The sequence below is a fragment of the Actinoplanes sp. G11-F43 genome (assembly GCF_050589265.1).
Classification (GTDB): domain Bacteria; phylum Actinomycetota; class Actinomycetes; order Mycobacteriales; family Micromonosporaceae; genus Actinoplanes.
Genome location: NZ_JBNZCE010000004.1, coordinates 92143 through 119119, shown reverse-complemented (window position 1 = coordinate 119119; position 26977 = coordinate 92143). Strand labels below are relative to the sequence as shown.

At 69.5% G+C, this 26977-nt stretch carries 26 protein-coding genes and 3 tRNA genes; 12 read left to right on the top strand and 17 right to left on the bottom strand.

What is annotated here, in order from left to right:
- Positions 1 to 80: 80 nt before the first annotated feature.
- The 4 genes from ACQ0O7_RS04315 to ACQ0O7_RS04300 all read right to left on the bottom strand — a co-directional run bounded on the left by ACQ0O7_RS04315 (position 81) and on the right by ACQ0O7_RS04300 (position 3129).
- Positions 81 to 153, bottom strand: a tRNA-Met gene (locus tag ACQ0O7_RS04315).
- Between the two features lie 50 nt (positions 154 to 203).
- Positions 204 to 276, bottom strand: a tRNA-Thr gene (locus ACQ0O7_RS04310).
- Positions 277 to 403: 127 nt separating this feature from the next.
- Positions 404 to 2935 carry a putative bifunctional diguanylate cyclase/phosphodiesterase gene (locus tag ACQ0O7_RS04305; RefSeq protein WP_430780431.1) on the bottom strand — a complete coding sequence of 844 codons (2532 nt, stop codon included), beginning with the start codon at positions 2933 to 2935 and terminating at the stop codon, positions 404 to 406.
- 50 nt (positions 2936 to 2985) lie between these two features.
- Positions 2986 to 3129, bottom strand: a complete 144-nt coding sequence (locus tag ACQ0O7_RS04300) for a hypothetical protein (RefSeq protein ID WP_430780430.1) — start codon at positions 3127 to 3129, stop codon at positions 2986 to 2988.
- 260 nt (positions 3130 to 3389) lie between these two features.
- Here ACQ0O7_RS04300 and ACQ0O7_RS04295 point away from each other — a divergent pair, with 260 nt between their 5' ends.
- Positions 3390 to 3692 (top strand): hypothetical protein, encoded by a 303-nt coding sequence (locus tag ACQ0O7_RS04295; RefSeq protein ID WP_430780429.1) that lies wholly within the window; start codon positions 3390 to 3392, stop codon positions 3690 to 3692.
- 273 nt (positions 3693 to 3965) lie between these two features.
- Here ACQ0O7_RS04295 and ACQ0O7_RS04290 read toward each other — a convergent pair whose 3' ends face one another.
- On the bottom strand, positions 3966 to 4457 hold the full coding sequence (locus ACQ0O7_RS04290; protein ID WP_430780428.1) for a YajQ family cyclic di-GMP-binding protein: 492 nt from the start codon (positions 4455 to 4457) through the stop codon (positions 3966 to 3968).
- A 148-nt stretch (positions 4458 to 4605) separates the two neighbouring features.
- On the opposite strand from ACQ0O7_RS04290, the gene ACQ0O7_RS04285 reads away from it, so the two are divergent.
- Positions 4606 to 4686: transfer RNA gene (locus tag ACQ0O7_RS04285), tRNA-Tyr, on the top strand.
- A 305-nt stretch (positions 4687 to 4991) separates the two neighbouring features.
- Here the strand turns inward: ACQ0O7_RS04285 and ACQ0O7_RS04280 are convergent.
- Positions 4992 to 5498: a hypothetical protein gene (locus tag ACQ0O7_RS04280; RefSeq protein WP_430780427.1), complete on the bottom strand. Its 507-nt coding sequence runs from the start codon at positions 5496 to 5498 to the stop codon at positions 4992 to 4994.
- A gap of 220 nt (positions 5499 to 5718) precedes the next feature.
- On the opposite strand from ACQ0O7_RS04280, the gene htpX reads away from it, so the two are divergent.
- The 7 genes from htpX to ACQ0O7_RS04245 all read left to right on the top strand — a co-directional run bounded on the left by htpX (position 5719) and on the right by ACQ0O7_RS04245 (position 12918).
- On the top strand, positions 5719 to 6588 hold the full coding sequence (htpX, locus tag ACQ0O7_RS04275; RefSeq protein WP_430780426.1) for a zinc metalloprotease HtpX: 870 nt from the start codon (positions 5719 to 5721) through the stop codon (positions 6586 to 6588).
- An 84-nt stretch (positions 6589 to 6672) separates the two neighbouring features.
- On the top strand, positions 6673 to 7941 hold the full coding sequence (locus ACQ0O7_RS04270) for an MFS transporter (protein WP_430780425.1): 1269 nt from the start codon (positions 6673 to 6675) through the stop codon (positions 7939 to 7941).
- A 49-nt stretch (positions 7942 to 7990) separates the two neighbouring features.
- On the top strand, positions 7991 to 8422 hold the full coding sequence (locus tag ACQ0O7_RS04265; protein WP_430780424.1) for a DUF1707 SHOCT-like domain-containing protein: 432 nt from the start codon (positions 7991 to 7993) through the stop codon (positions 8420 to 8422).
- A complete protein-coding gene (locus ACQ0O7_RS04260; RefSeq protein ID WP_430780423.1) occupies positions 8419 to 9429 on the top strand; it encodes an LLM class flavin-dependent oxidoreductase in 1011 nt (336 codons plus the stop codon). The genes ACQ0O7_RS04265 and ACQ0O7_RS04260 overlap by 4 nt, the downstream gene beginning before the upstream one ends.
- The gene (locus ACQ0O7_RS04255) at positions 9426 to 10271 is read left to right on the top strand and encodes a GNAT family N-acetyltransferase (RefSeq protein WP_430780422.1); all 846 of its coding nucleotides are present in this window, start codon (positions 9426 to 9428) and stop codon (positions 10269 to 10271) included. The genes ACQ0O7_RS04260 and ACQ0O7_RS04255 overlap by 4 nt, the downstream gene beginning before the upstream one ends.
- Complete coding sequence (locus ACQ0O7_RS04250; protein ID WP_430780421.1) at positions 10268 to 10936, top strand: MOSC domain-containing protein; 669 nt, start codon at positions 10268 to 10270, stop codon at positions 10934 to 10936. Before ACQ0O7_RS04255 ends, ACQ0O7_RS04250 begins: the two co-directional genes overlap by 4 nt.
- 758 nt (positions 10937 to 11694) lie before the next feature.
- Positions 11695 to 12918 (top strand): serine hydrolase domain-containing protein, encoded by a 1224-nt coding sequence (locus tag ACQ0O7_RS04245; protein ID WP_430780420.1) that lies wholly within the window; start codon positions 11695 to 11697, stop codon positions 12916 to 12918.
- Between the two features lie 55 nt (positions 12919 to 12973).
- Here ACQ0O7_RS04245 and ACQ0O7_RS04240 read toward each other — a convergent pair whose 3' ends face one another.
- Genes ACQ0O7_RS04240 through ACQ0O7_RS04205 form a run of 8 tightly spaced genes read right to left on the bottom strand, consistent with a single transcriptional unit; the run spans position 12974 to position 21097 of the window.
- The gene (locus ACQ0O7_RS04240) at positions 12974 to 14479 is read right to left on the bottom strand and encodes an NADH-quinone oxidoreductase subunit N (RefSeq protein ID WP_430780419.1); all 1506 of its coding nucleotides are present in this window, start codon (positions 14477 to 14479) and stop codon (positions 12974 to 12976) included.
- The gene (locus ACQ0O7_RS04235; RefSeq protein ID WP_430780418.1) at positions 14476 to 16161 is read right to left on the bottom strand and encodes a complex I subunit 4 family protein; all 1686 of its coding nucleotides are present in this window, start codon (positions 16159 to 16161) and stop codon (positions 14476 to 14478) included. The genes ACQ0O7_RS04240 and ACQ0O7_RS04235 overlap by 4 nt, the downstream gene beginning before the upstream one ends.
- Entirely contained in the window at positions 16161 to 18041 is a 1881-nt protein-coding gene (locus ACQ0O7_RS04230; protein ID WP_430780559.1) for an NADH-quinone oxidoreductase subunit 5 family protein, read from the bottom strand. Before ACQ0O7_RS04230 ends, ACQ0O7_RS04235 begins: the two co-directional genes overlap by 1 nt.
- 17 nt (positions 18042 to 18058) lie before the next feature.
- Complete coding sequence (nuoK, locus tag ACQ0O7_RS04225; protein ID WP_430780417.1) at positions 18059 to 18382, bottom strand: NADH-quinone oxidoreductase subunit NuoK; 324 nt, start codon at positions 18380 to 18382, stop codon at positions 18059 to 18061.
- Positions 18382 to 18915 (bottom strand): NADH-quinone oxidoreductase subunit J family protein, encoded by a 534-nt coding sequence (locus ACQ0O7_RS04220; protein WP_430780416.1) that lies wholly within the window; start codon positions 18913 to 18915, stop codon positions 18382 to 18384. Before ACQ0O7_RS04220 ends, nuoK begins: the two co-directional genes overlap by 1 nt.
- Positions 18912 to 19481, bottom strand: coding sequence for a NuoI/complex I 23 kDa subunit family protein (locus ACQ0O7_RS04215; protein WP_430780558.1), 570 nt, complete (start codon positions 19479 to 19481; stop codon positions 18912 to 18914). The genes ACQ0O7_RS04220 and ACQ0O7_RS04215 overlap by 4 nt, the downstream gene beginning before the upstream one ends.
- A gap of 60 nt (positions 19482 to 19541) precedes the next feature.
- Positions 19542 to 20486, bottom strand: coding sequence for a complex I subunit 1/NuoH family protein (locus ACQ0O7_RS04210; RefSeq protein WP_430780415.1), 945 nt, complete (start codon positions 20484 to 20486; stop codon positions 19542 to 19544).
- Positions 20486 to 21097, bottom strand: a complete 612-nt coding sequence (locus ACQ0O7_RS04205) for an NADH-quinone oxidoreductase subunit C (protein WP_430780414.1) — start codon at positions 21095 to 21097, stop codon at positions 20486 to 20488. Before ACQ0O7_RS04205 ends, ACQ0O7_RS04210 begins: the two co-directional genes overlap by 1 nt.
- 91 nt (positions 21098 to 21188) lie before the next feature.
- Between ACQ0O7_RS04205 and ACQ0O7_RS04200 the strand changes: the two genes are divergently transcribed.
- Together ACQ0O7_RS04200 and ACQ0O7_RS04195 are read left to right on the top strand one after the other, a co-directional pair.
- Positions 21189 to 21719 carry an RNA polymerase sigma factor gene (locus ACQ0O7_RS04200; protein WP_430780413.1) on the top strand — a complete coding sequence of 177 codons (531 nt, stop codon included), beginning with the start codon at positions 21189 to 21191 and terminating at the stop codon, positions 21717 to 21719.
- Positions 21716 to 22723, top strand: coding sequence for a hypothetical protein (locus tag ACQ0O7_RS04195; protein ID WP_430780412.1), 1008 nt, complete (start codon positions 21716 to 21718; stop codon positions 22721 to 22723). Before ACQ0O7_RS04200 ends, ACQ0O7_RS04195 begins: the two co-directional genes overlap by 4 nt.
- 4 nt (positions 22724 to 22727) lie before the next feature.
- Here the strand turns inward: ACQ0O7_RS04195 and ACQ0O7_RS04190 are convergent, their stop codons facing one another.
- Positions 22728 to 24017 carry a DUF2252 domain-containing protein gene (locus ACQ0O7_RS04190; protein WP_430780411.1) on the bottom strand — a complete coding sequence of 430 codons (1290 nt, stop codon included), beginning with the start codon at positions 24015 to 24017 and terminating at the stop codon, positions 22728 to 22730.
- Positions 24018 to 24066: 49 nt separating this feature from the next.
- Between ACQ0O7_RS04190 and hemC the strand changes: the two genes are divergently transcribed.
- Positions 24067 to 25041, top strand: coding sequence for a hydroxymethylbilane synthase (gene hemC / locus ACQ0O7_RS04185; RefSeq protein ID WP_430780410.1), 975 nt, complete (start codon positions 24067 to 24069; stop codon positions 25039 to 25041).
- Here hemC and ACQ0O7_RS04180 read toward each other — a convergent pair whose 3' ends face one another.
- Both ACQ0O7_RS04180 and ACQ0O7_RS04175 read right to left on the bottom strand, forming a co-directional pair.
- Positions 25042 to 25572, bottom strand: coding sequence for an NADH-quinone oxidoreductase subunit B (locus tag ACQ0O7_RS04180; protein ID WP_430780409.1), 531 nt, complete (start codon positions 25570 to 25572; stop codon positions 25042 to 25044).
- 126 nt (positions 25573 to 25698) lie between these two features.
- Positions 25699 to 26919, bottom strand: a complete 1221-nt coding sequence (locus ACQ0O7_RS04175; RefSeq protein WP_430780408.1) for an MFS transporter — start codon at positions 26917 to 26919, stop codon at positions 25699 to 25701.
- Between the last annotated feature and the right edge of the window lie 58 nt (positions 26920 to 26977).

The window sequence follows — 26977 nt, the reverse complement described above, 5'->3', positions numbered from 1 at the left end:
AACTGTCGACGAACCAGCGTAGACGCTCGGTCCGCCGCTTCGCAAAGTGGGTCCCCGGGTGGGGAATCACTGGGAGAAAGTAGCGGTGGCCGGACTTGAACCGGCGACACAGCGATTATGAGCCGCTTGCTCTGCCATCTGAGCTACACCGCCGAGCCAGGCTCACATGTCCAGCGCCAGGCAAGGCGGAACGAACCCGGTAGAGCCCCCTTACGGAATCGAACCGTAGACCTTCTCCTTACCATGGAGACGCTCTGCCGACTGAGCTAAGGGGGCTTGCCGCTAACGATCCTTCGCTGTCGCAATCTCTTGCTGTCGCGATCTCTCGCTTGCTGCGTGGATAAGACTACACGGCCTGCGGGGCGGGGTGAAATCAGTACCCCCCTTACCGCGAAATACCTGGTCAGATCACTGCTCGGAGCCTTCTGACCTCTCCGGTCGGAGTGGACTCCGGCTCGGTCTGAGCGCTCAGCCAGGCCTCCAGCCGCTCCCACGGCAGCGGCCGGCTGAAGAGATAGCCCTGACCGATCTCGCAGCCCATCTCCTCCAGCAACTCCAGGGTCAGTTCGCTCTCCACGCCCTCGGCCACCACGGTGAGTCCGAACTCGCGGGAGAGCCCGATCACCGCCCGGACGATCGCCAGGTCACCGGAGTCGGTCGCCATCCCCTGCACGAAGCTGTCGTCGATCTTCACCTCGTGCACCGGCCACTGCCGCAGGTACGCCAGCGACGAGGCGCCCGTCCCGAAGTCGTCGACACTCAGGCGTACGCCGAGATCCCGCAGCCGGTACAGCGACGGCAGCACCCGCTCGATGTCGTTGAGCATGCCCGGCTCGGAAATCTCGAAGGTCACCCGGCCGGGATCGACGGCGTGCTCCTCCAGCAACTCCCGGACCAGCTCCGGGAAGCGGGAGTCGAGCAGCGTACGCGCGGAGAGGTTGACCGCGATGTCCAGCGGCCGCTCGGCCGCCGCCCACGCCTTGCACCGCCGCAGGCCGGCCACCAGCACCACCTCGGTGAGCCGGGCCAGTTGACCGGTGTGCTCGGCGACCGCCACGAAGTCCTCCGCGGCCACCTCGCCGTGCGCCGGGTGCACCCAGCGGGCCAGGCACTCCACGCCCACCACGTGCCGGTCGGCGAGCGTCACCTTGGGCTGGAAGTAGACCTCGAGCTGATCGTTGTCCAGCGCGTGGCGCAGGTCGGCGGCGATGCCCAGGCGGCGGATCGCGCGGGACTCCAGTGCCGGGTGGAAGGGCTGCACGCCGTACGGCAGCACCTTCGCGGCGTTCGCGGCCAGCTCGGCCCGCTGGAGCAGCGCCTCCGGATCGCTGCCGTGATCGGGGTAGACGCTCACCCCGACGGCGGTGTTCACGTCCAGGGTGAGCGAGCCGACCGCCATCGGGCCGCGCAGCCGCTCCCGCATCCGGGTGGCGATCTCGATGGTGGCGTCGATGCTGGGCGCGCGCAGGGTGACCACGAACTCGTCGCCGCCGATCCGGCCGACCAGCGCGCCCGGGTCGGCGATGTCACGGATCCGGTCGGCGGTCTCGCCCAGCAGCTTGTCGCCGGCGGCATGACCCATCGACTCGTTGACGTTCCGCTGGCCGTCGACGTCGAAGAGCATGATCGCGACGACCTCGTCCTCGGCCCGCACCTTCACCGACTCGGCCAGGGCGTCGATCACCCGGCGGCGGTTCGGCAGGCCGGTCAGGCGGTCGTGATAGGCGTCGTAGCGGAGCCGGTCGACCAGGCGGGAGTTCTCCACGGCCACCGCGGCGTGCGCGGCCACCGTCTCCATCACCTGCACGTCGGTCTCCCGGAAACTCCGGCTCTGCCCGAGCCGGTTGGCCACCTCGAGCGTGCCGATCGTCGCCGGGCCGGAGCGCAACGGGATGACGATGACGTCCTTGATCTTGGCGGACCGCAGACTGGCCCGCAGATCCTCGGTCTCCGGGAAGCTCGGGCCGACCCCGACCGGGGCCTGCGAGGCGATCGCCCGGTCCCGGACGTCCTCCGGAGTGGGCGCGATGTCGAGCAGGCCCTTGTGCTCGACCCGGGAGGTCAGCAGCACCTCCGGATGCCGGCCCTGCGGGGAGAGCCACAGCGTCGCGTACTCCGACTGCATCAGTGCACGGACCCGGCCGAGCAGCACGTCCGGCAGACCACTGCGGCCGCCCTCGTCGCGCATCGCCTGGGTCAACTCGTACACGTCGGCGAGCGTCTTGTGCCGCCGGAAGAACTCGGAGTAGGAGCGCAGGATCGACACCAGGGTCGCGATCAGGAAGGCCAGCAGCACCGCCGACCAGAGCGTCGCGTCCAGCGCGATCAGGAAGATCAGGCCGATCAGGATGTTGAGGCCGGTGACCGTGATCGAGGAGAAGCCGGCCCGCAGCACGTCCCGGCCCATGGAGAGCCCCTGGACCAGACTGAACACCCCGGCCAGGCTGACCAGCTCGACGAAGAAGGCCAGCAGCAGCGCGCCGGCGAGGATGGCCCAGGTCCGCGGGCCGGCATCCGGCGCGATCGGCGGGAAGGCCGTGATGAACAGGACCGCCGCGCAGTTCCCGGCAGCGGACTTGGCGACGTTGAACGACAGTTTGGTGGCCGCTGTGCCGGACCAGAGGTGGTGCACCAGACTGGCGCCACTCGCGACCAGGATCACCATCATCGGCGGTAGATAGAACAGCGCCAGAAGAATCGGGAGCTCGGTCAGTCCGACATAAAAACTACTGCGCCAGATGACGATGCTCTGGCCCGTCCGATGGGCGATCAGAAGGGCACCGAAGAAGCCCAGCCCGAGTGGCCAGGAAACGTACCAATGTGGCTCGGTGATCCAGAAGCCGATGGAGCAGAGGACGACGAACAGAGCCAGCGGGTACGTGATGAGCCACGCTCGCTGGGCTCCTCCTCGCCTGGCCCGGGGCCGCTCGACCATCGAGATCCTCTCTAGCCGATCGGCCGCCTCAGACCGTCAGGTGGGGCGCCTCACTCCCAGTCAAGAACGATATTGGTGTTGAACACCGCGGCGTCGCTGCTCTCGGTCGCCCCGGCCTCAACGGCTGTGCCTCCGAAAACCACCGCAAGTGCGAGAACCAAGCCAGCCAGACGGCTCAGCTTCTTTGCAGACATCGCTCGCTCCTCAGTTGGGGATTCGCATCGAGTGTGGGGGTCACATGATGGTGCCACACCAGTTGTGCGACAGGGAGCGTTCATCGGCGGGTCGTGGCGACGCTCCGGCAAATCCTGGCCGAACGGCTGAGCAGGCACTCCTGCCTGCTACTGAAGAATTGACGGCTTTATGGCCGATTTAGGGGGAGAAGTGAGACCAATTCGCGCGTACGCGTCAGGGCGGCTTGACGTCAAGACAGCCTGACGAAACACTGCTCGGCGTGACCACACCCGACGAGCTGGAGCGGCGGCACACACTCACCACCGCCACCCACCGGTACGACGCGCTACGGATGCGGGACGCCCTCGCCGCCATGGACCCCGACGACGAGCCGGCCCTGTCCCGCGACGAGACCCTGGAGATGCTCGCGCTCAGCGAAGTGATCATCCGGAAGGCCGGGTACGGGCGGCAGGCGATGATCCGGTCGGCACGCGGGGCCGGCGCCTCCTGGACACGGATCGGCGCCGCACTCGGCACCACCAAACAGGCGGCATGGGAGTCGCATCAGCGCTGGAATGAATAGCGCTCGGCCTCCGGCGGCAGCACACACCCCGGCGATGTGGGCGATGCCCGGGGCCTTGGTGGATCGTGCGGTGACCGCCGCATTCGGCCCGGCGGTCGCCGGACGGTCCGGCAGCGACGCCCGGCTCGCGCGGACCCGACAGGGCTGCCCGATTTCTGTGGGGCCGATTGGCGTACCCACCAAAGGTTTGAAAACGACCGCAGACCCGGAGAGGGACGCGGACCGGGGTCGCGCGGTGGGTTCGAAGCCGAACCCACCCCACCGGCAACCGCTCTAGCGGTAGTTGTTGAACTGCAGGGCGACCCCGAAATCCTCCTGCTTCAGCAGTGCGATGACCGCCTGCAGGTCGTCCCGCTTCTTGCCGGTCACCCGCAGCTGGTCACCCTGGATCTGCGCCTGCACACCCTTCGGGCCCTCGTCACGGATCTTCTTGCTGATCGCCTTCGCCTTGTCCGTCTCGATCCCCTCGATCACCTTCAGGTCGATCTTCCAGGTCTTCCCGGACTGCCGGGGCTCCCCCGCGTCCAGGGACTTCAGCGAGATGTTGCGCTTCACCAGCTTCTCCTTGAAGACGTCGAGCGCGGCCGTCGCCCGCTCCTCCGTCTCCGAGGTGATCGTGAACGCCTCACCCGACTTGGCGAGAGTCGTGCCGGTCCCCCGGAAGTCGAACCGGGAACCGAGCTCCTTCTCCGCCTGGTGGAAAGCGTTGTCGACCTCCTGCCGGTCGACCTTGCTCACGATGTCGAACGACGGGTTGGCTGCCATAGATCAGACTCCTGCGGCTGGATGCTTGTCGATGCCTTACGCGGCCGGTTCGCGGCCCGCGACATGCCGACCGTACCCGGTTGTTGATGCGGTTCGCGCTACGGCTATTCTTATGTCCGCTGCCGCGGGAGACCACGGCAGTTGCCCAGGCGGGTTGCCCGAGCGGCCAATGGGAGCGGACTGTAAATCCGTCGCGAAAGCTACAGAGGTTCGAATCCTCTACCCGCCACAGGCGAGAAGAACGGCCCCGGTGCCAGCGGAAACGCTGAGCCGGGGCCGTTCTCGTTGTGCTCCGGGGAAGCCGCTGTCTTCGCCCCCTTCGGGGAACATGGCGGGAACGCCCCTACCCGTCCGGCCGGTCTGGGCTCATAGCGCCCAGCTCGTTGAAGATCGGCCCGCGGGCCGGTGGAGGCGAAGCGGTGAGAAAGGTAGTTAGTAGGCGGCTTGCAGATACGCCGTCAAGTTCCGCGGAGAGGCCGTAACGCACGACGATGGACCCCTGCCTGGGGTTCAGCGTTGTCTGCTGGGCTGGGATCAGTCGTCGGTTGTGTGGAACGGCGATTTGAGGAGATGCGCCTCGGCCTCACGGATCCGCGTCCGACTCGGCTCGGCCGGCTTGCGGTCTGACAGGCGCACGACCTCCACGAGCGGGAGAGCGTTGGTCTCCACTTCCGTGAGGAGCCCAGTCTTGGTGGCCACTGTCGTCCTCCTTTCCACCGCTTCGATATCGCCTATCCATAGGTCAGCGGACAGCACGGCATTCTGTTCGAGGCGTGCGGCACTACGGCTGAAGGCGCGAGGAGTCACGTCAGCCGGGGTGAGGATCTCCCGGAGCGAGTCCTCGATGTCCTGTGTCAGTGGCTCCGGGGCGGCCCATACCGGGCTGGTCAGCGACTCCTTCGTGATGACTTGCAGGTCATCGGCGTAGACGGTCCGGTGGTTTCCCGGCCCGCATCCTGCTGCGGTTGAACCAATCGGCCGATACGACCAGGAAGAGGAAGCCTTCTGTGTCGCACCAGACTTCCCTGCGTCGAGGGGCACGCGTCATCTCCTGATCGGTCCGGGTCATTCGGAGGTCTTCGCTCGAACTGAGGCGTTGCGTGCGCTCGGATGTCGATGATCCATCGATAGGGCAGCGTGATGTGGGGCACGCGCACAGCGGCGTGTTCAGGGAAGTCACAGCGGGCACATGGATGAACACACCTTTTGCCGATGTTCTCTGGTATGCGGGCCACGAGCCCGCAAGCCGAAGGAGTGAAAGTTGTCCAGTCATCACAATGGCCTCAAGACAGCCGCTCTGCTGGGTCTGCTCACCGGTCTGATCCTGGCCGTGGGCTACTGGCTGGGTGGCAGCGCCGGCCTGGTTCTCGCCGTGATCGTGTCGCTGGGGATGAATGCCTTCAGCTACTTCTACTCGGACAAGATCGCGCTGCGGGCGATGGGTGCCCGTCAGGTCTCCGAGGCGGAGTTGCCGGGCATCTACGCGATGGTTCGTGAGCTGGCGGCTAAGGCCGGCCAGCCGATGCCCCGGATCTACGTGTCGCCGACGATGCAGCCGAACGCGTTCGCGACCGGCCGCAATCCGCAGAACGCCGCGGTGGCGGTGACGACCGGGATTCTGAACATGCTGGAGCCGCGGGAGATGCGCGCGGTGATCGGGCACGAACTGTCGCACGTCTACAACCGCGACATTCTGATCTCCAGCGTGGCCGCGGGCCTGGCCGGCATCGTCACGATGTTGGCGAATCTGGCGTTCTTCCTGCCGTTCATGGGTTCCGACGACGATGACAGCCCGAACCCGGTGGGCCTGCTGCTGATGATGATTCTGGGCCCGCTGGCCGCGTCGATCATCCAGCTGGCGATCAGCCGGAACCGGGAGTTCCAGGCGGACGCGTCCGGCGCCACGCTGACCGGTGATCCGCTGGCGCTGGCCAGTGCCCTGGAGAAGATTCATCACGGTACGAGCCGGGTGCCCCTGCCGGCCGACGGCCAGTTGACCAGCGCCGCGCACCTGATGATCGCGAACCCGTTCTCGGGCGGCGGCATCTCGGCGCTGTTCTCCACCCACCCGCCGATGCAGGAGCGGGTGCGCCGGCTGCGGGAGCAGGCCGCGCTGACCCGGCGCTGGTGACACCGGCCATATTTCAGGTGTGTTAACCAGTTGCCGGCGTTAGCCTCGGGACGCGTTTGACCCCTTACTCCCGGAGGCCGGCCCGTGACCGCGTTGCGTCAGTACCTTGGCGTCTGGCAGTTACCCGGCGCCAAGGTGCTGTTCCCGGTCGGGATCATCGCCCGGCTGGGGATCGGCATGACCCCGCTGGCGCTGCTCCTGCTGGTCGAGCAGGCCACCGGGCGGTATGCGGCGGCCGGCCTCGCGGGCGGTGTCTACGCCCTGGCCGGCGCCGCGGTCAGCCCGATCGCCGGCCGGCTCGCCGACCGGATCGGCCCGGCTCCGATCCTGTTGGCGACGGCGATCCTGCACCCGCTGGCGCTGGCTGCTCTGCTGCTGGCGAGCCGGGGCGGTCCGGCGGCTCTGGAGTGGATCTTCGTGGCGTCGGCGGCGGCTGGTGCGACGTACCCTCCATTGACCGCGGCGATCCGCCGGGCCTGGACCGACATGACCGCGCCGGGCACCGGCCGGCACGATCTGCGCAATGCCGCGATCGCCGCCGAGACGTCACTCTTCGAGCTGGTCTTCGTGCTCGGCCCGATGCTGGTGTCGGCGTTCCTGGTGATCACCGGACAGCCTGCCGCGGCGCTGATCTGCGCGGCTGTCGCCACCCTCACCGGCACGGCCTGGATCGCCCGTCTTCCGGTGATGCGTCATCGCGGCGCACTGGACGCACATGCCACTGCGAAAGGCCTGGGCCCATTGCGTACGGGCGGGTTCCCGGCCCTGTTGGTGTGTGTCGGCGCGCTGGGTGTCGCGTTCGGTGCGGCCGGGGTGATCGTCCCGGCGTACGCCTCGCAGCACGGCGGCGGTGAGGCCCTCGGCGGTGTGCTGCTCGGGGTGTGGGGTGTCGGCAGTGCGATCGGCGGCATCTGGTTCGGCACCCGCCGCCCGGCGATGGCGTTGACCAGGCAGTTCGCCTGGCTGCTCGCCGCGGTGTCGGTGAGTTTCCTGGTGCTGGCGTTCATGCCGGGCCCGCTCTGGCTGGGCGCCGCCCTGGTGCTGGGTGGCGCCACCATCGCCCCGGCACTGACTGTGGAGAACAGTCTGGTCGGCCGGATCGCCCCGGCCGGCATGCTGAACGAGGCGTACACCTGGATGGTCACCGTCTCGGTCGCCGGCAGTGCCGCGGGTGGCGCGATCTCCGGCGTGATCGTCGACCAGCCGGGCGGTCTGCCCTGGTCGTTCGTCTTCGCGGCGGGTGTGCTGATGCTGGCGGCCGCGGTCGCCGCACTGCCCGAGGGTTCGATGGCACGCGCCGACCGGCACGCCGCCGAAAGGTTATCCACAGCCCTCGCCGCCGACCCCGCGTGACCGCCCGGATTCGATAGCCTGCTGGCAGGGCTTCGGCGAGGGGGCGGCAATGTCCAAAGAGGTCGACATGCGCGCGGCGGACGGCGATCGGCAGCAGATCGCCGACCAGCTCAAGAGCGCGCTGGATGAGGGCAGACTGTCCCTTCACGAGTACGACGAGCGGGTCGCTTCGGCGTATGCCGCCCGGACGTACGGTGATCTTCTCGTTCTGGTCCAGGATCTGCCCCGGCCGGGCATGACCAACGCCGAGGTGAAAGCCCAGGCCAGAAAGGCGGCCCGTCGCCTGCCGACCGCTTTACTCGTTCTCTGGACCATCTGGGGTGCGCTCGTCGCGGTGAACGTCGTCGTTTACGCCCTGGTCGCGGTCTCGATCACCGATTTTGTGTACCCATGGCCGTTCTGGCTGCTGGTGCCCGGTGTCGCGCTCGGCGCGGTGACCGTGGGAGTGCAAGTGATCCGCGATCAGAACGGGAAACAATGACCGCATCGACCCGCGTCCCGCTGTCCGTGCTCGACCTGGCCACCGTCCGCGAGGGCCACGGCAGCTCCGACGCTCTGCACGGCACGATCGAGATCGCCCGGGCCGCCGACGAGCTGGGGTTCGCCCGGTTCTGGGTGGCCGAGCACCACAACATGCCGGCGGTCGCCTCGACCTCACCGCCGGTGCTGATCAGTGCGGTGGCCGCGCACACCCGCGACATCCGGGTGGGGTCCGGCGGGGTGATGCTGCCGAACCATGTGCCGTTCGTGGTGGCCGAGCAGTTCGCGCTGCTGGAGGCGCTCTATCCGGGGCGCATCGACCTGGGCATCGGCCGCGCGCCGGGCACCGATCAGGCGACCGCTGCCGCGCTGCGCGGGGGTTCGCCACAGCTGGCGGTGGAGCAGTTCCCGGAGCATCTGCGCACGCTGCTGGGCCTGCTCGGGGATGCCCGGGTGCCGGCCGGCAAGCTGAGTGCCACGCCCGCTCCGGAGACGTTTCCCGAGGTGTGGATGCTGGGCTCGTCCACCTATGGGGCGCAGATCGCGGCGGCGCTGGGCCTGCCGTTCTGTTACGCGTACCACTTCGCCATGAATTCCGATGTGGACGGCGCGCTGCGGATCTATCGGGACGGGTTCCAGCCCTCGCCGCGATGCCCCCGGCCGTGGGCGATGGTCAGTGTGTCGGCGCTGGCCGCGGAGACCACCGAGGAGGCGCATTTCCTGGCTGGGCCGAGCCGGATGATGGCGCTCAGCCTGCGCACCGGGCGACTCGGTCCGATGATCTCCCCACAGACCGCCGCCCAGCGCGATCTGTCCGAGATGGATCACGCGGTGCTGGAGACGCTGCCGGGGACCCAGGTGATCGGCACCGAGGCCGAGGTGGTCGACGCCCTGGACGCCCTGGTCGAGCGCACCGGAGCCGACGAGTTGATGCTGGCCGGCTCCGTCTACGCCCCGGAGACCCGCGTCGACAGTCTGTCCCGCATCGCCAAGGAGTGGCTCCGATGACCTGGCAGTTGACCTCCGATATCGAGCTGTTCGACGAGCGCGCCGGAGAGTTCCTGCGGTCGGAGCCGGTCCGGCACACCGTTCTGCTCACCGTGGTCGCCACGTTGCGGTCCCAGGGCCCGTTTGTGTACGGCGATGTCGCCCCGCTTCTGGGCTGGTGGACGTCCCCCGCGGGGGTGGTCGAGGGCGCGCTGCTCCAGACGCCGCCCTACCCGCTGACGCTGACCGGGGTCCCGTCCGAGGCGGTACAGGCGGCCGCGCACGCCCTCGCCGACCGAGGCTGGCACGGCCCGGCGAACATGCTCGCCGGGGACGTCCCCGCCTTCACCGAGGTGTGGGGTTCCCGGGTCGGCGGGCCGATGACGACCGGCATGCGGACCCGGCTGTTCCGGCTGGCCGAGCTGACCCCACCTGAGCCGTCCCCGCCCGGTCGCGCCCGGGTCGCCGGGCCGGCGGACCGTCCGCTGCTGCTCGACTGGTTCACCGCCTTCTTCGACGACATGGGCGAGCATCCGTCCGATGTGGGCACGGTGCTGGACGAGCGCTTGACCGACGGCGGCGTCACGATCTGGGAGACGTCCGGCACACCCGTGGCGATGGCGACCCGGTCCCGCTCCGAGGCCGGCATGGCCCGTGTCCAGTACGTGTACACCCCGCCCGTACACCGCAAACGGGGTTTCGGTGGCGCGGTGACCGCCGCCGCCACCCGAAATGCGCTGGACGCCGGCATCACCGAGATGGTCCTCTTCACCGACCTGGCCAATCCGACCAGCAACGCGCTGTACCCACGTCTGGGTTACCGGCCGATCGAAGACCGAGCGGTGGTGGAATTCTCCTCATGACCAGCGGAACGATCCTCTCCCTGAACGTGGGCGGCTCCGAGCCCAACCCCGGCAAGGGCGGTGTCACCGGGATCGGCAAGCGCCCGGTCGACCACCCGGTGACGGTCCGCCGCCCCGGCCCGAAGACGACCGGCCTGCACAGCGGCGTCGTCGGCGACTTCATCGGCGACGTCAAACATCACGGCGGCGACGACCAGGCGGTGTATGCGTACGCGGTGGAGGACTACGCCTGGTGGTCGGCGGAGCTGGGCCGCGACCTGGCCCCCGGCCTGTTCGGCGAGAACCTGACGACCCAGGGCCTGAACCTCTACGACGCGGTCCTCGGCGAGCAGTGGCGGGTCGGCGCCGGGGTGGTGCTGGAGACCACGTTCGGCCGCATCCCGTGCGCCACCTTCCAGCACCGGATGGGCGAGCCCCGCTGGATCAAGCGGTTCGCCGCCTCCAACCGCACCGGCGCCTATCTACGGATCCTGACCGAGGGCGAGATCAGCCCCGGCGACCGGATCGAGGTGGTGGAGCGGCCAGCACACGGCCTGACGTTGTCCGAGGCGTTCCGCATCTACATGCACGCCCCGGAAGACCTGTCGCAACTGCTGGTGGCCGACGCGCTGCCCCCACAGCTTCGCGCCGACATCGAGAAACGGTTGTCACCGACCACCCGGTGAGGCTTCCAGGAGCTTTCTTTTCGGCTGTCAGCCCGCGCGGTCCATTCCCCGCGCGAGCGCTCCCTTCCGGGCCGATCTTGGTGGATCCCCCACTGTTTCGAGTCTTGTTCTTGGTCGCCTGATCACTTGCGGTCGATCCCTCGCGCGGGCGACCCGTTCGGCAGAGATCTTGGTGGATTTACCACCGGAAACGGTGGTAAATCCACCAAGGTCGGCCAGGAGAAGGGGTGGCAATGGACACTCGCGCGAGGAATGGACAGCGAGCGGGCCAGCAGCCGAGAAGAAGACTCATCGGAAGGTGGCGAATCCACCAAGGTCGGCCGGAAAAAGGCTGGCAGTGGACACTCGCGCGGGGAATTGACCGCGAGTGAGGCGGAAGTCGAGTGCATGACGCGAGATGGTGGCAAATACCCCAAGACAACGCGTGAGGGATGATCGCGCGCTGGTCGCCGACCGGAGAGACGGCTTGAGTCGGCGGAGAACGAGGCCGATCGCGACTTCGCCGGGATGATTCGCTGAGCGACTGTGAAAGACGGTCGACAACGACTTGAGTCCGGAACGGTTTCTGCCCGTTCCTCAGCCCGGCTCGCCGAGTCCGTATGCGTGCACTTCTTCCGTTTGCCGGGGCGGGTGGGCCGGGAGGAGACGATCGACGGCCTTCTCCGTGTTCTCGGCGTCGCCTAGGTAGTGCTGGCACTACCCCGGTTGGGGTGACAGCTGCAATGACCGTGCGGGCTGGAGTCGGCAGGATTCTGGGCATGACGACGGATGCCAAGACCAAGCGTTTTCTGCAGGGTACGACCGCTGTGCTGGCCGCTACGGCGGTGCTTGCCGGGTCGGGAGTGGCTGCGGCTGCCGGTGGGCGACACTCCGCCAGTGTGGAACCGAGCATGCGGGAGGTCGCGCAGCGGGTGCTCGGGGTCGGGGTTCCCGGATACGTCGCCCGGATTGACGACGGGCGCAAGGTCCGCGTCACCGTCGCCGGGGTGGCTGATCGGGAGACCGGGCGGAAGATGACCGTCCGGGATCAGTTCGAGATCGGCAGCAACACCAAGACGTTCACCGCTGTGCTCGCTCTTCAGCTCGTCGATCAGGGGAAGCTCAAACTCGACTCGCCCGTGGAGAAGTACCTTCCGGGGGTCGTGCCGAACGGGCGGAACATCACCGTCCGGATGCTGCTCAACCACACCAGCGGGCTGTTCAGCTACACCGCGGACCCGAACTTCTTCGCCGACGCCGAGAAGGATCCGCAGCACGTGTTCACCGAGCGGGAGCTGCTCGACATCGCGTTCCGGCACGCGCCGACGTTCGCTCCGGGGCAGGGGTGGGCGTACTCGAACACGAACTACACCCTGGTCGGCATGATCGTGCAGAAGGTCAGTGGCAAGGGGCTGGCCACGCTGGCTCAGCAGCGGATCGCCAAGCCGCTCGGACTCAGGCACACCTACTACGCGAACCCGCGGGCCACGTACACCGGACCGGGTTACGCCCACGGATACCGAATCAAATTCGCCAGCGGTACGCCCACGTACACCGATGTCTCGGATCTGCCTCTCGGTGGGTTCGCCGGGGCGGCGGGCGCGATCATCTCCACCCCGGCCGAGCTGTCCCGGTTCTTCTCGTCGCTGCTGGCGGGCGACCTGCTGTCGCCGAAGGCGCTCCAGCAGATGAAGACGACCGTCGAGATGCCGGCGTCGTTCGGTACCGGCGGGTACGGGCTGGGCCTGATGCGGATCGACTCGCCGTGCGGCACCGTCTGGGGGCACGGTGGGGACACGCTGGGGCACCACAGTTCCGCGGTGACCACGGAGAACGGGCGCCGTTCGGCGGTCACCGACGCCACCGGAGGCCCGGGCGACACCGAGATGAACGACAGTGTGGCCCGCATGATCACCGTGCTGCCGGCCTCCGACACGATCACCATCTGTCACATGATGGGCAAGCCGGTGCCGGCCGACGTGCGGGACGCCCTGAACAGCTAGTAGACCGGGCCGTGCCGATCTGCGGCTCGATTCGAGCCGCAGATCGGCACGCGAACTAATTGAGGGCGTTGAACAGCACCTGCGGGACGAAGCCGAGCGTGACCGTCACCAGTGCCGCGAGCAGCAGGGTGGCGGTCACCGGGCGGGGGATCGGGAAGCGGGGGTGGGTGATGTCGTACACCAGGTGGGGGTCGGCGACCGGGATGCCGGGGCGGGCCGGGAACGTGTAGAGCAGGACCGCCACCCGGGCGTAGTAGGCCAGGGCGATCACCGCGTTGATCACCACCACCGCGGCCAGCCAGATCCAGCCCTCGGAGACCAGGGCGCCGACCACCGTCACCTTCGCGAACAGGCCGGCCAGGCCCGGGGGCAGGCCGGCCAGGCCGGACAGGGCCAGCACCAGGGCGGCGGCCGGCCAACGATGCTGGTGGGCCACACCCCGGTAGTCCTCCAGGGTGCCGCCGTCGGTGTCGGCGGGGGTCTCCTCGGCCAGGGCGACAGCGGTCCGGGCGACCAGTCTCGCCGGGCGCAGGGCGGTCACCACGCCGAAGGCGATCAGCTCCAGGATCACGAAGAAGATCGCGTACGCCAGGGCGGCGGGGACTCCGGGTGCGCCCATGGCCAGTGCCGCCAGGATGTATCCGGCCTGGGCGATCGAGGACCAGGCCAGCAGGCGGACCATCCGGTTCTGGCGCAGCGCCACCAGGTTGCCGACGGTCATCGTCAGGACGGCCAGCGCGGACAGCACCGCCCCGGCGTCCAGGCGGCTCGCCACCGCGGCCAGGGCCAGGACGCCGGCCAGTTTCGACGCGGTGGACAGGTAGGCGGCGATCGGGATGGGGGCGCCGTCGTAGGTGCTGGGGGCCCACGCGTGCAGCGGGACCGCCGCCACCTTGAACGCCAGGCCGATCAGCAGCAGGGCGGCGCCCACCCCGGCCAGGGCCTGGAACGGCGGCTCGGCGGGACCCAGCCGGTTCAGGTGGACCACACCGGTCGCGGTGTACGTCAGGGCGATGCCGAGCAGGGCGATCGCCGTGGCGATGACGCTGATCAGGAAGAACGTCAGGGACGCCTCGGCCGGGCGCACGCTGGGCCGGTCGGTGGGGGCGTAGCGGCGCAGGCCGACCAGCACGTACAGCGGCAGGGTCAAGGTCTCCAGGCCGACGATCAAGGTCAACAGATCGCCCGCGTACGCCACGGTCACGCCGCCGGTCATCGAGCAGGCCAGCAGGAAGCAGAACTCGCCGGCCGGCGCGGTGCCCAGGCGCAACATGGGCATCGACAGGGCGAGGGTTCCGGCGGTGAGGGCGGCGAACAGGGCGGCGGTCACGGCGGCCGGCCAGGTCGGCACCCAGGAGCAGCCGTCCGGTGAACAGAACGTTCCGTCCCACGACCCGACCGACAGAGCACTGCCCGCGACCGCCAGCGTGCCGAGCAGGGTGACCGCCACGGTGACCGCCCGCCGGGCCACCAGCAGATCAGCCAGCAGGGCCAGGATCGCGGTTCCGGCGGCGGCGTAGAGCGGCAGCAGGGCGATGTGGTCGACGGCCTGGCTTCTCACCGGTGGACTCCCAGCAGGGTGGTCAGAGGCTGAAGGGTGCCACCCAGGATCAGGGCGGGCAGCACCCCGACGGCCAGGGTGAGCAGGACCAGCGGGGCCCAGGCGAACCACTCGGCCCGGGAGAGCTCGGAGCGCGGCTCATCGTCCGAGCCGGCCGAGGGCGAGGAGAGGGGCGAGGCCGAGGGCGAGGAGAAAGGCGAGGCCGAGGGTGAGGCCGGGCCGGGCGAGGTCGGTGGATGCAGGACGTGGGCCTCGTACGACGAAGGGTCCAGGGCCCGGACCTCGGGAGTCGGCGGACCGTGCGTGACCTGGCGCAGCAACCGCAGGAAGTAGGCGGCCGTGAGGGCGCCGCCGATCGCGGCGAACACGGCCAGGGTCAGCCACAGCGGCCCCCCGCGCTGGACCGCCGCGACCACCGCGAACGCCTCGCCCCAGAAACCGGCCAGGCCGGGCAGCCCGAGCGAGGCGATGGCGGCGAAACCGAACAGCGCGGCCAGCCGGGGCGCGGTCTCGCGGAGTCCGCTGAGCTGGTTGAGGGAGCCGGTGCCGGTGCGGTCCTTGAGTGCCCCGGCCAGGAAGAACAGCAGTCCGGTGATGAGGCCGTGGGCGATGTTGCCGATCAGCGCCGCCTGGATCCCGGTGATCGACAACGTGGCGATGCCGAGCATGACGAAGCCCATGTGGCCGACGCTGGAGTAGGCGATCAGCCGTTTCAGTTCGGTCTGGCGCAGGCAGATCAGTGCACCGGCGATGATCGCGATGACGGCCAGGATCCCGAGGACCGGGGCGGCCCATGCGGCGCCGAGCGGGGCCACACCGACACCGACGCGGATCAGGCCGTAGGTGCCCATTTTCAGCAGTACGCCGGCCAGGATCACCGATCCGACGGTGGGCGCCTCGGTGTGCGCGTCGGGCAGCCAGGTGTGCAGCGGCCAGAGCGGGGCCTTGATCGCGAACGCGACGGCGAGCAGGGCGAACACCGAGTACTGGACGGTGCGGTCGAGCGGCGAGGCGCCGGTGAGCGCCACCAGGTCGCCGGTCCCGGCCCGGGCGACGACGATCAGCACGCCGAGCAGCAGCAGGACCGAGCCGGCCAGGGTGTAGAGGACGAACTTGCGGGCCGCCGCCCGGCGTCGCGGCCCGCCCCAGCCGGCGATCACCGCGAACATCGGCAGCAGGACGACCTCGAAGAACAGGAAGAACAGGATCAGGTCGAGGGCCAGGAAGGTGCCGAGCACGCCGACTTCCAGGACCAGCAGCAGGGCGGCCAGGGTGCGGCCGGCGCCGCCGTCCGGGACCTTCTTCACCGTGTACGCGCAACACAGCAGCGTGAGCAGCCCGGTCAGGACGATCAGCGGGTACGAGATCCCGTCCACGCCGAGGTGGAGGTCGAGTCCGAGGGCAGGCACCCACTCGATGTCGACCCGCGCCCACGGCAGCAGCGGCGGGGTGTCGCGGTCGCCGTACTGGAACCAGCCGTACTCGGACTCCTGATAGAGCAGCGGGGCCACCGACAGCAGGAAGGTGACCGCGGCGAATCCGGTGGCGACGAGCCGGGCCTGCCGGTCGCGGGCCGCCGGGAACAGCGCCACCACCGCCGCGCCCAGCAGCGGCACCACGAGCATGGCGATGAGCAGGATCTGCGGGAGGCCGAGTTCGGGCTCGGCGTAGTCGCGGTACATCAGAGGGCTCCCCACCAGGCGATGGCGCCGAGCAGCAGGGCGGCCACACAGACGGCGACCGCGGCGGCGGGCAGGGGCAGCCGGTGTGCCTCGGCGAGCGCCTCACCGGCTCGGGAGGTGCCGGCGCCGGTTCCGGTCACGGCGGCGTCGACGATGCGGATGTCCCCGGTGGTGGCCCAGCGGGCGAGTGCCTTCGCCGGGCGTACCACCAATCGGTGTTGAATGTCGTCGATGTGGAAACCGGCGGCCAGCAGCGGGCGGGACCGGCCCAGCGCCTCGGCCGGATCGACGCCGGGCAGTTCGCGCCACAGCCACCAGGCGGTGCCGGCGCCGGTGGCCAGCAGCAGCATCGGCAGGGCGACGGCCACGCCGAGGTGTGGGTCGTCGAGTTCCAGGGCGGTGCGGAAGCCGGGGGCGAAGGCGGCCAGGCCGAGCAGGGCGGCCGGGATCGCGAGCAGGATCAACGGCCAGCGCATCGAGCCGGGTGGATCGTGCGGCTCGGCCGGGGTCAGGTGGCGGGCGTCGTCGAAGCCGACCTCCCAGTCCGGGCCGTGCGGGCCGTGGGCGCGGGAGACGCCGAAGAAGGCGCGGAGCAGCAGGCGGGTCGAGTACCAGGCGGTCAGGCCGACGGCGAGCAGCGCGGCGATCCAGACCAGCCACCCGGCCCAGACCGGCGTGACCTCACCACCCTCGGTGGCGTGCGCGGCGGCGGTCAGCACGTTCTCCTTGGACCAGAAACCGGCCAGCGGAGGCAGGCCGGCCAGCGCGCCGAGACCGATCACGAACGACCAGAAGGTGACCGGCATGTGCTCGCGCAGGCCACCCATCCGGGACAGCAGGTTGGTGCCCACCGCGTGGATCACCGCGCCCGCGGCGAGGAACAGCAGCGCCTTGAACGCGGCGTGGGTGAGCAGGTGGAACAGGGCGGCGGCGGGCGATCCGACGGCCAGCGCACCGGTCATGTAGCCGATCTGCGAGACGGTGGACCAGGCCAGCACCCGCTTCAGGTCGTCCTGAACCATCGCGGACATCGCGCCGAGCAGGATGGTGATCGACGCCAGCACCGCGAGCACCGCCAGCGCCGCGGGCGACCGCAGATAGAGCGGGTAGAGCCGGAACACCACGTAGACGCCGGCCGCGACCATGGTGGCGGCGTGGATCAGCGCGGAGATCGGGGTGGGGCCGGCCATCGCGTCCGGCAGCCAGGTGTGCAGCGGGAACTGGGCGCTCTTGCCGGCCACCCCGGCCAGGATCAGCAGCAGCGCGGCGGTCAGCGTGCCGGCCGAATGGTCGTGGGTGAGCACGTCGGGCAGGCGGGTGCTGCCCGCGGAGGCGATCAGGACCGCGATGCCGAGCAGGAAGCCGACGTCACCGATCCGGGTGACCAGGAACGCCTTCACCGCCGCGGCCGGGGCCTCGGGTAGTCGCCGGTCGTGACCGATCAGCAGGTACGAGCAGGCGCCCATCACCTCCCAGCCGATCAGCATGACGATCAGGTCACTGCTCGCCACCACCAGCAGCATGGCGCCGGTGAAGAGGCTGACCTGGGCGGCGTACGGCCCGTATCGGGGGTCGTCGTGCAGGTAGCCGATCGAGTAGATCTGCACGCACAGGGCCACGGTGGTGACCGCGAGCGCCACATAACCGGCCGCCGGGTCGACCAGAGCGCTCCAGCCGATGCTCAGCGACCCGAACCCGCCCAGCGGCAGGCCCGTGGACGGCACTCGCATCGGGTCCAGGACCAGCCAGAACGCCAGGAGCAACGCGATCGCGGCACCGGAGACACCGAGGCCCGCGGCGATCCGCCGGCGGTCGCCGTCGCCGGGCGGCGGCAGCAGACCGATCAGACCCACCAGCAGCGGTACGGCCGGGAGCAGCATCCCGGCGACATCGGCGCTCACCCGGCCACCCGTTCCCCGTCGTCGTCCAGGCGCACGTCGTCGAGCACGACCGCCTTCCGCATCCGGTAGTACTGCAGGACGATCGCCAGGCCGACACCCACCTCGGCGGCGGCCAGCACGATCACGAAGAGGGTGAGCACGCCCCCGGTCCCGGTGGCCGACCGCAGCGACACGTCCGCGGTGACCAGGATCAGGTTGACCGCGTTGAGCATCAGCTCGACGGCCATCAGCACCAGGATCGCGTTGCGCCGGCGCAGCACGCCGTAGACGCCGAGGCCGAAGAGCAGGGCGGCGATGACGTACGGGATGACGACGTGCATCAGGCCTCCGGCTCCTCGTCGCGGGACCCGGCCACACGGGCGCCGACATCCGGGCGGGACAGCACGATCGCACCCACCAGGGCGGACAGCAGCAGGATCGACAGCACCTCGAACGGCAGCACCCAGGCGCCGAAGATCTGCTCACCGACCCGCTCGGCGGTGCCCGGCTCGACCTGTGGATGGCGCGCCCAGCGGAAGGCGTCCACGAACAGCGCCGCCAGCCCGACGCCGACCCCACCGCCGATCAGGATCGCGGGCAGCGCCGGCCGGTCCAGGTCGGGGGACGGGCCGATCGGCGCGCGGGTCAGCATCACCGCGAACAGCAGCAGCACCACCACCGCGCCGACGTAGACCAGGATCTGCACCCAGGCCACCAGCTCGGCGCCGAGGACCAGGTAGAGGCCGGCGATCGCGCCCAGGCTGACCACCAGGTACAGCCCGGCACGGACCAGGTGGGAGCTGGTGACGACCAGGGCCGCGGAGCCGACGGCGACAGCGCCCAGGGCCAGCAGCAGCACGTCGGCGACGGTCACCGCTCGGCACCCGGCCTCGGGCGTACCGCGGCTGATCGGGCCGTTCGCGCCGCCGTCGCCGCGCCCGGACCGGCCGCCCGGCGTGCCGCCGTCGCCTCCTCCTTGGAGGGCTCGCCGAGCACGTCGTGCGCCGGCGGCGGTGGGACGGTCCGCATCCACTCGCCCAGCCGGGTCTTGTCGTGCAGCAGCGAGAGGACGTCGGTCTCCGCGTACTCGAACTCGGGAGTCCAGTGCAGCGCGTCGAACGGGCACACCTCGATGCAGATACCGCAGTACATGCAGAGGGAGAAGTCGATGTCGAACTTGTCCAGCACGTTGCGCTGGCGGGCGCGCGCGGCGCCCGGGACGACGACCTCCTCCTTGTGCGAGTCGATGTAGATGCACCAGTCGGGGCACTCCCGGGCGCACAGCATGCAGACCGTGCAGTTCTCCTCGGACAGCGCGATCACACCGCGGGAACGTGGCGGCAGATCGGGCTCGACATCGGGGTACTGCTGGGTGGTGGTCCGCTTGGTCATCGTCTTCAGGGTGACGGCGAGACCGTCGAGCAGACCTTTGCCGGGCATCTCACTCACAAACGACCATCCTGCCCCGTCGCCGGTGTCGGCGCGACCTCGCCCCGCTCCTCAGAGCAGGGATTTCACAGCCACCGTCAGAACCAGCTGCGCCAGCGACACCGGAACCAGGACCAGCCAGCACAGACGCTGCAGCTGATCCTCCCGCAGCCGGGGGTAGCTGACCCGGACCCAGATGATCACGAAAGACAGGGCGAAGATCTTCATCAGGGTCCAGAGCCAACCCAGCTGATCGGCGTACGGGCCATGCCAACCGCCCAGGAACAGCACCGTGGTCAGTGCGGCGATCACCACGATGCCGACGTACTCGGCCAGCAGGAAGAACGCGAACCGCAGCCCGGTGTACTCGGTCATGTAGCCGAAGACCAGCTCCGAGTCGGCGATCGGCATGTCGAACGGCGGACGGCGGATCTCGGCCAGACCGGCGGTGAAGAACACCAGCGCGGCCGGCGCCTGCCAGATCAGCCACCACGGCTGCCACGCCTCGACGATGCCGGGCAGGCTCAGCGTGCCGGCCGCCATCGCCACACTGGCCGCCGACAGCACCAGCGGCAGCTCGTAGCCGAGCAGCTGGGCGGCACCGCGGACACCACCGAGCAGGCTGTACTTGTTGGCCGACGACCAGGCCGACATCAGCACCGCGACCACCCCGAACCCGAGCACCGCCAGCACCAGGAACAGGCCGATGTCCAGGCTCTGCGCGACCAGGCCGGGGCCGAGCGGAATGGTCATGAGGACCACCAGGTACGGCAGCAACGCCACGATCGGGGCGAGCTGGAAGACCGTACGATCGGCGTTCCCGGGGGTGATGTCCTCCTTCTGGACGAACTTCACCCCGTCCGCGATCAGCTGCGCCCAGCCGTGGAAGGCGCCCGCGTACATCGGGCCGACCCGGCCCTGCATGTGTGCCATCACCTTGTGCTCCACCTGGCCGATGACCAGCGGCAACACCAGGAAGGCGGCCATCACCGCGAGCACCCGGACGAGGAGATCCATCAGGACCGCTCCCCGGCGTGCGGGCCCCACTCGTTCGGGTCCGGGACACCCGGCGGGCGCATCGGGGCACGTTTGCCGGCACCGCCCTCCGACTCGCCCGGCTCCTTCGCGCCCGGCCACGGTTTCGCCACCCGCGAGGCCAGCACGAACTCCTTGCGCAGCGGATGCCCCTCGAACTCCGGCGGCAGCAGCAGCGGGCGCAGGCCGGGATGCCGGGAGAAATCGATCCCGAACATCTCGTACGTCTCCCGCTCGTGCCACTCCGCACCCGGATAGAGGTCCACCAGGGACTCCACCAGCGGCTCCGTCCGGGACACCCGGGTGCGCAGCAGCACACCGTGCCGGCGGCGGGTGGACCACAGGTGGGCGAGCACCGAGAAGCCGCCGTCCAGCTCGTCCACGGCGGACAGCCAGTCGAAGAAGTCGCAGCCCAGCGCACCGGCGTCCCGGGCCGCCTCGGCGGCGAACCACCAGCGGGCCACCGGCACGTCGACCACCGCGCGGGCATGCCCCGGACCGCCGCCCGAGACCGAGGCGGTCACCGTGCCCTTCTCCGGGTCGTCGGTGGCCAGCAGATTGACCAGGCGTTCACCGACCTCTTCGGGCGTCATGCCGGTCATCCTATGGTCCAGGCCCGCTCCCGCGGTTCAGGCGACCCCAGGTAGGTTGCAACGTTCGGGGCGGGTTCGGCGTGTAGTCGTCGTGACAGCCATCGTCGAACCCCGATCGGAGACGCCGGACCCCGTGCAGCACGATCCGCCGTCGTTCGACGAGGTGTACGCCGCCCATTTCGGCGATCTCACCGTGCAGCTCTACGCCTACTTCGGGGACCGGCAGGAGGCACAGGACGTCGTCCAGGAGGCGTTCTGCCGGGCGTACACCAGGTGGAAGAACATCGCCGGGTACGAGGATCCGGTCGCGTGGATCCGCCGGGTCGCCTGGAATCTGGCGGTCAGCCGCTGGCGCCGGGCCCGGACCGCGCTCGGATTCCTGCGCCGGCAGCGGCCCGCCGAACCACAGGTGGACGGGCCGGGGCCGGAACGGGTCGCGCTGGTCGCCGCGCTCGGCACCCTGCCGCCGGCCCAGCGCCGGGCCGTGGTGCTGCACTATCTGGCCGATCTGGCGGTCGCCGAGATCGCCGTCCGGGAACGGGTCACCGAGGCGACCGTCCGCTCCAATCTCCATCGCGGGCGGGCCGCCCTCGCCGCACGGCTCGACGGGGGTGTGTCATGACCACGGATCCGCTGAAGGACCTCTTCGCCGACCTGCGGGAGGACACCCTGCCGCGGGTGCGGCCACCGGGCACCGGGGCGGTCCGCCGAACCACCCGGCAGCGGCGCCTCGCCAAGGTGGTGGGCTCGGCCGCGGCGGCGATCCTGGCCGTCACCGGCGGTGTGGCCATCGCGGCTCAGGGACGGCAGGCGCTTCCCCAGCCCTTGCCGGCGGCGTCCTCCGCGGTGCCGGCCACCCCCGAGGAACGGGCCCAGGTCGCCCTGGACCGGCTGATCGCCGATGCCGCCGGTGTGCCGGGACGGGACGTGAAGTCGCCGGTCACCGCCGCGTTCACCCACACCGAGAAGTTCTATGTCACGCCCATCGTGGTCACCGTGGCCTGCGTCGGCGCCGGGAAGGCCACACTCGTGGTCAAGGGCGGCCCGGAGACCGCCCGGATCGCGGTCGGATGCGGGGACCAGCCGGTTCCGGTACGCCAGGAGGTCGAGCTGAAAGGGAAGGCACTGGTCTTCGGCCTCGACGACATCGAACAGGCCGACCGGTCCGGATTCGCGTTCCGGGTCACCTCGCCCCGGCCCGACCTGCGGCTTCCACTGGCCCCCGGCACCTACGACGAGGACAACCTGCACATCCGGGTGGGCATCGGGGGCGAACCCGGGATCAAGGACTCCGGCACCCGGACGCTGAGCGAGATCGGACCGGAGTTCCGCTGGTACAGCCGGTACGCCTCGTCCAACTTCCCGACCCGGCCGGCCACCCTCTCGATGATCTGCCGGGGCCCCGGCGGAACCGTCGCCATGCAGTACCGACGGCAGAAGGGCGCACACACGCCGGACGCCGGAAAGGTACTGGCCGAACTCTCGGTGCCCTGCGAAGCGGACCCGAAGATCCGCAAGCTCGTCATCAAGGCGGCGCTCGACAGGAACATCGAGATCCGGATGCGGTATCAGGGCGGGGCCGACCCGGTCGACGGCGAGATGGCCTATTCGCTCTCCTACCGCTGACCGTTCACAGGCCGGGGAGGCGGCCGTTGCGGAACACGTCGACGAAGTCCTGGTGGTCCTCGCGAGCCTGGTCACCGTACCGGTGTGCGAACTCGACCAGATGCCGTACGAACCCGGCCTCGTCCTTGTCGACGACCGCGACGATCGCCTCCTCGGTGGAGAAGTCGACCAGATCATGGCTGGACTCGTCGTCGGCCACCGAATGCATCCGGGCCACCGCACGGCCCAGGTCGGCGATCACCCCGGACAGGTCCTCCGGCTCGTTGACGTCCGACCAGTCCAGATCCGCGGCGTACGGCGACACCTCCGCCACCAGCTGACCCACCCCGTCCAGCTCGGTGAAACCCAGCCACGGGTCGGCGTGCGCCTGCAGGGCACGCTGGGACTCCGCCGTACGGTGGCCCTGGTGCCGGAAGTAGCTCTTGACCCGCTCGTCGTCGATCCATCGGGCCACCGCCGGCACCTGCGCCTGCTTCATGTAGATGATCACGTCGTTCTCCAGGGCCTCGGTGTGCCCCTCCAGCAGCAGGTTGTACGACGGCAGCCCGGCCGACCCGATGCCCACACCCTTGCGCAGCTTGATGTCCTTGATGTGCAACGACACCGGCCGGGTCGACTCGGGCAGGGTGCCCAGATAGCGGCCGAACGCCTTCCGCACCTTCGCCGCCGCCTCCTCGCCGACCTCGTAGATCCCGTCACCCATGGAGAACCGGCGGTCGAAGTCGTCGATCGTGGTCTGGCTGTCGAGCAGATCCACCCGGGTGCTCAGGCGGGCCTGCTGCAGCACCCGGCGCAGCACCCCGTCCGCGTTCGCCAGGGTGATCGAGCCGATCGCGTCGTCACCGCCCTGCGCGATCGCCCGCAACTCGGTCAGGTACGACTCGGCGAAGCCGGTGACCAGCGCCGAGATGTGCTCGTCGGAGAGCGCCTTGGAGTAGCCGAGCAGGGCCACGCTGGCCGCGAACCGTTTCAGATCCCAACTGAACGGGCCGACGTACGCCTCATCGAAGTCGTTGACGTTGAAGACCAGGTGGCCATCGGAATTCATGTACGTCCCGAAGTTCTCGGCGTGCAGATCGCCGTGGATCCACACCCGGCTGGTCCGCTCATCGAGAAAACTGCCATCGCGGAAATCGCCGCTCAAATCGGCGTAGAAAAGTGACGCGCTACCCCGGTAGAAAGCGAACGGGGACGCCGCCATCTTTCGGAACTTGCGGCGGAAGGCAGCCGGGTCCTGCGCCATGAGCTGGCCGAACTCCCGAGTCAGAACGTCGATGATGAAGTCCGCTCTCATGTCGGCCACGCTACTCAAGCCACGCACACCGGCGGTTACTCTTTCCGCTATGTCCGCTTCCCGCCTGCTGCGTATCGGCACCCGCTCCTCCCCCATGGCACTCGCCCAGGTCGAACGCGTCCGCCGCATGCTGACCGGAATCGCCGACGTGGAAGTGGTGCCCCTCACCACCAGCGGAGACCGATGGCAGGGCGCGCTGTCCGAGCTCGGGGGCAAGGGCGCGTTCACCAAAGAGGTCGACCAGGCGCTCCTCGACGGGCGGGCCGACCTGGCCGTGCACTGCGTCAAAGACGTACCCGGCGATCGGCCGGCGCCCGCCGGCACCGTGTTCGCCGGCTACCTGACCCGCGACGACGTCCGCGACTGCCTCGTCGACCCGGCCGGGCGCACCCTCGACGACCTGCCGGCCGGCACCCGGGTCGGCACCTCCGCCGTCCGGCGCGTCGCCCAGCTCAACCTGCACTGGCCGCACCTGACCCCGGTGCCGATCCGCGGCAACGCCAACTCCCGGCTCGCCAAACTCGACGCCGGCGATTACGACGTGCTCCTGCTCGCCGTCGCCGGCCTGCACCGCATCAACCTGCCGGAACGGATCACCCAGCCGATCGACGTCGACACTTTCGTGCCCGCCGTCGGCTCCGGCACCCTCGTCCTGCAATGCCGGCGCGACGACACCGCGGCCCTGGAGATCGCCGAAACCCTCAGTGACCGGCGGACCGCGCAGGAGACCGAAGCCGAGCGCACCATGCTGCACATCCTGCAAGGCAGCTGCCATTCGCCGATCGGCGGGTACGCGCGCACCGAGCCCGACGGGCGGATCAGTCTGCGGGCCCGGGTGATCAGCCTCGACGGGAAGACCGTGCTGGACGCGCACGAGTGGGCCAGCGATCCGGTTGTGCTCGGGACCTCGGTCGCCGCCTCGCTGCTCCGGCAGGGCGCGCGGGAGATCCTTACTGCTTCGCTTCCGGCCTCTCCTACTTCTTCGCTGCCGGCCTCGCTGCCGGCCTCGCTCCCGGCCTCGTGATCATTTTTCTTCCGGTTTCGTGATCATCGGGGCCGTCAGTGCCAGCGGGTCCGGGCGGTGCACCCCGCCCAGGCCCGACTGCTCGGCGGCGATCTTCTCCTGCAACTTCAGGATGCCGTGCAGCAGGGCCTCCGGCCGGGGCGGGCACCCCGGCACGTAGACGTCCACCGGAATGATCTGGTCGACGCCCTTGGTGACCGAATAAGAATCCCAATACGGCCCACCACAGTTCGAACAGGAGCCGAACGAGATCACATACTTCGGCTCGGGCATCTGGTCGTACAGCCGCTTGATCGCCGGAGCCATCTTGTCGGTGACCGTGCCGGACACCACCATCAGGTCGGCTTGGCGCGGCCCGTGCGCAAACGGGATCACCCCGAGCCGCATGAAGTCGTGCCGCGCCATGCTCGACGCGATGAACTCGATCGCACAACAGGCGAGCCCGAAATTGAACACCCAGAGCGAATAGCGCCGCCCCCAGTTCAGCACAAACCGGATGGGTTCCCCGAGCACTCCTGGCAGACCGGCCACCCGGTCAACCTAACGCATCCGCGTACGGCTGCCGCAGCGTCATCGGCGTCCGCGCCACCTCAAGCACCCGCTCGGGAAGGTTCGGCCCCTCGGTGTAGTAACGCGCCCTGGTACGTCCCACCGGCATCAGAAGACCCGCGGCGGCGAGATCCCGGAGATCGCGGCGGCTTGCTTCGCGGTCTTCACCCGGGTGAACGCCATCAGCGCCGCCATGCACGCCGGTGTCGCCGCAATCGCAAAGCACAACGGCAGCGAGAGATGAGCCAACAGGAGACCGACCACCGCGACACCCACTGAATTGGACAGGTTGAAGGCAGTGCTGACCCAGGCGCCGGCCTGGATACGGGCATCCGGCGCGGCCGTCTCGTCGACGATCAGGTAGGCCGTGGTCAGCGACGGGGAGACGAACAGGCCGACCACGCCGACCAGGGCGGCCAGCACGTACAGGTTCGCGGACAGGCCGGCCACCGCCAAGGACGCGCCCATCGCGGCCGCCAACAGCGGCAGACGACGGGCGGCCGGCATTCGCCACGTGATCGCGCCGTAGGTCAGGCCACCGGCAACACTTCCCGCCGCCAGAGCGGCCTCGATCCAGGCGACCGCGGCCAGATGGTTCTCGGACTGGGCGAACGCGACCACCAGCAGGCTCAACGCGCCCAGACACATGCCCACCGAGGCCGCGATCAACATCGGCCGGTGCAGCCGGACAGCAGCCGCGAACCTTGCCGCCCCCACCGTTCCCGGCTCAACCCCGGCTGCGCCTTTCACCGCTGGGGACGTGACCAGCAGGAGATTGCCGGTCAGGATCAGGAACGCGCTCAGGGCCACGCCCAGGGACGGGTTCGCCACCGCCGCGACCGCACCGGCCAGCAGGGGGCCGCCGATGTACATCACCTCCTCAGCCACGGTGTCCAAGGAGAACGCGCGCTGTCGCAAGGCCGGGTCGGGCAGCAGGTCACTCCAGAGGGCACGCATCACCGGGCCGAGCGGTGGCGTCGACGAACCGGCGGCGGCCGCCAGCACGTACAACGTCGGCTCTGACGCCCCCGGATGCCAGGTCGCCACCGCGATCGCGGCCAGCGCCGACGCGTAGACGGCCGCCATCACCGGCAGCACCCGCCGCGGGCCGTGCCGGTCGACGAACCGCGCCCGAAGCGGCGACAGCACCGAACTGGTCAGGCCGAACAGGGCCAGAAAAACACCGGCCGTCGGGTACGAACCGGTGGCCCGGATGACGGCGAGCATGAGGGCCAGGTAGACCAGGCCGTACGACAAGCGGCCGATCAGGGCGGCGGCGAACGCGCGGGCAGCATGCGGGGTGCGCAGCACCACAAGGTACGAAGACATGACTCTTCCTCGGAGGACGCGACGCCGAACGAGGACGTCACGGGGCGATCAGGAGGCG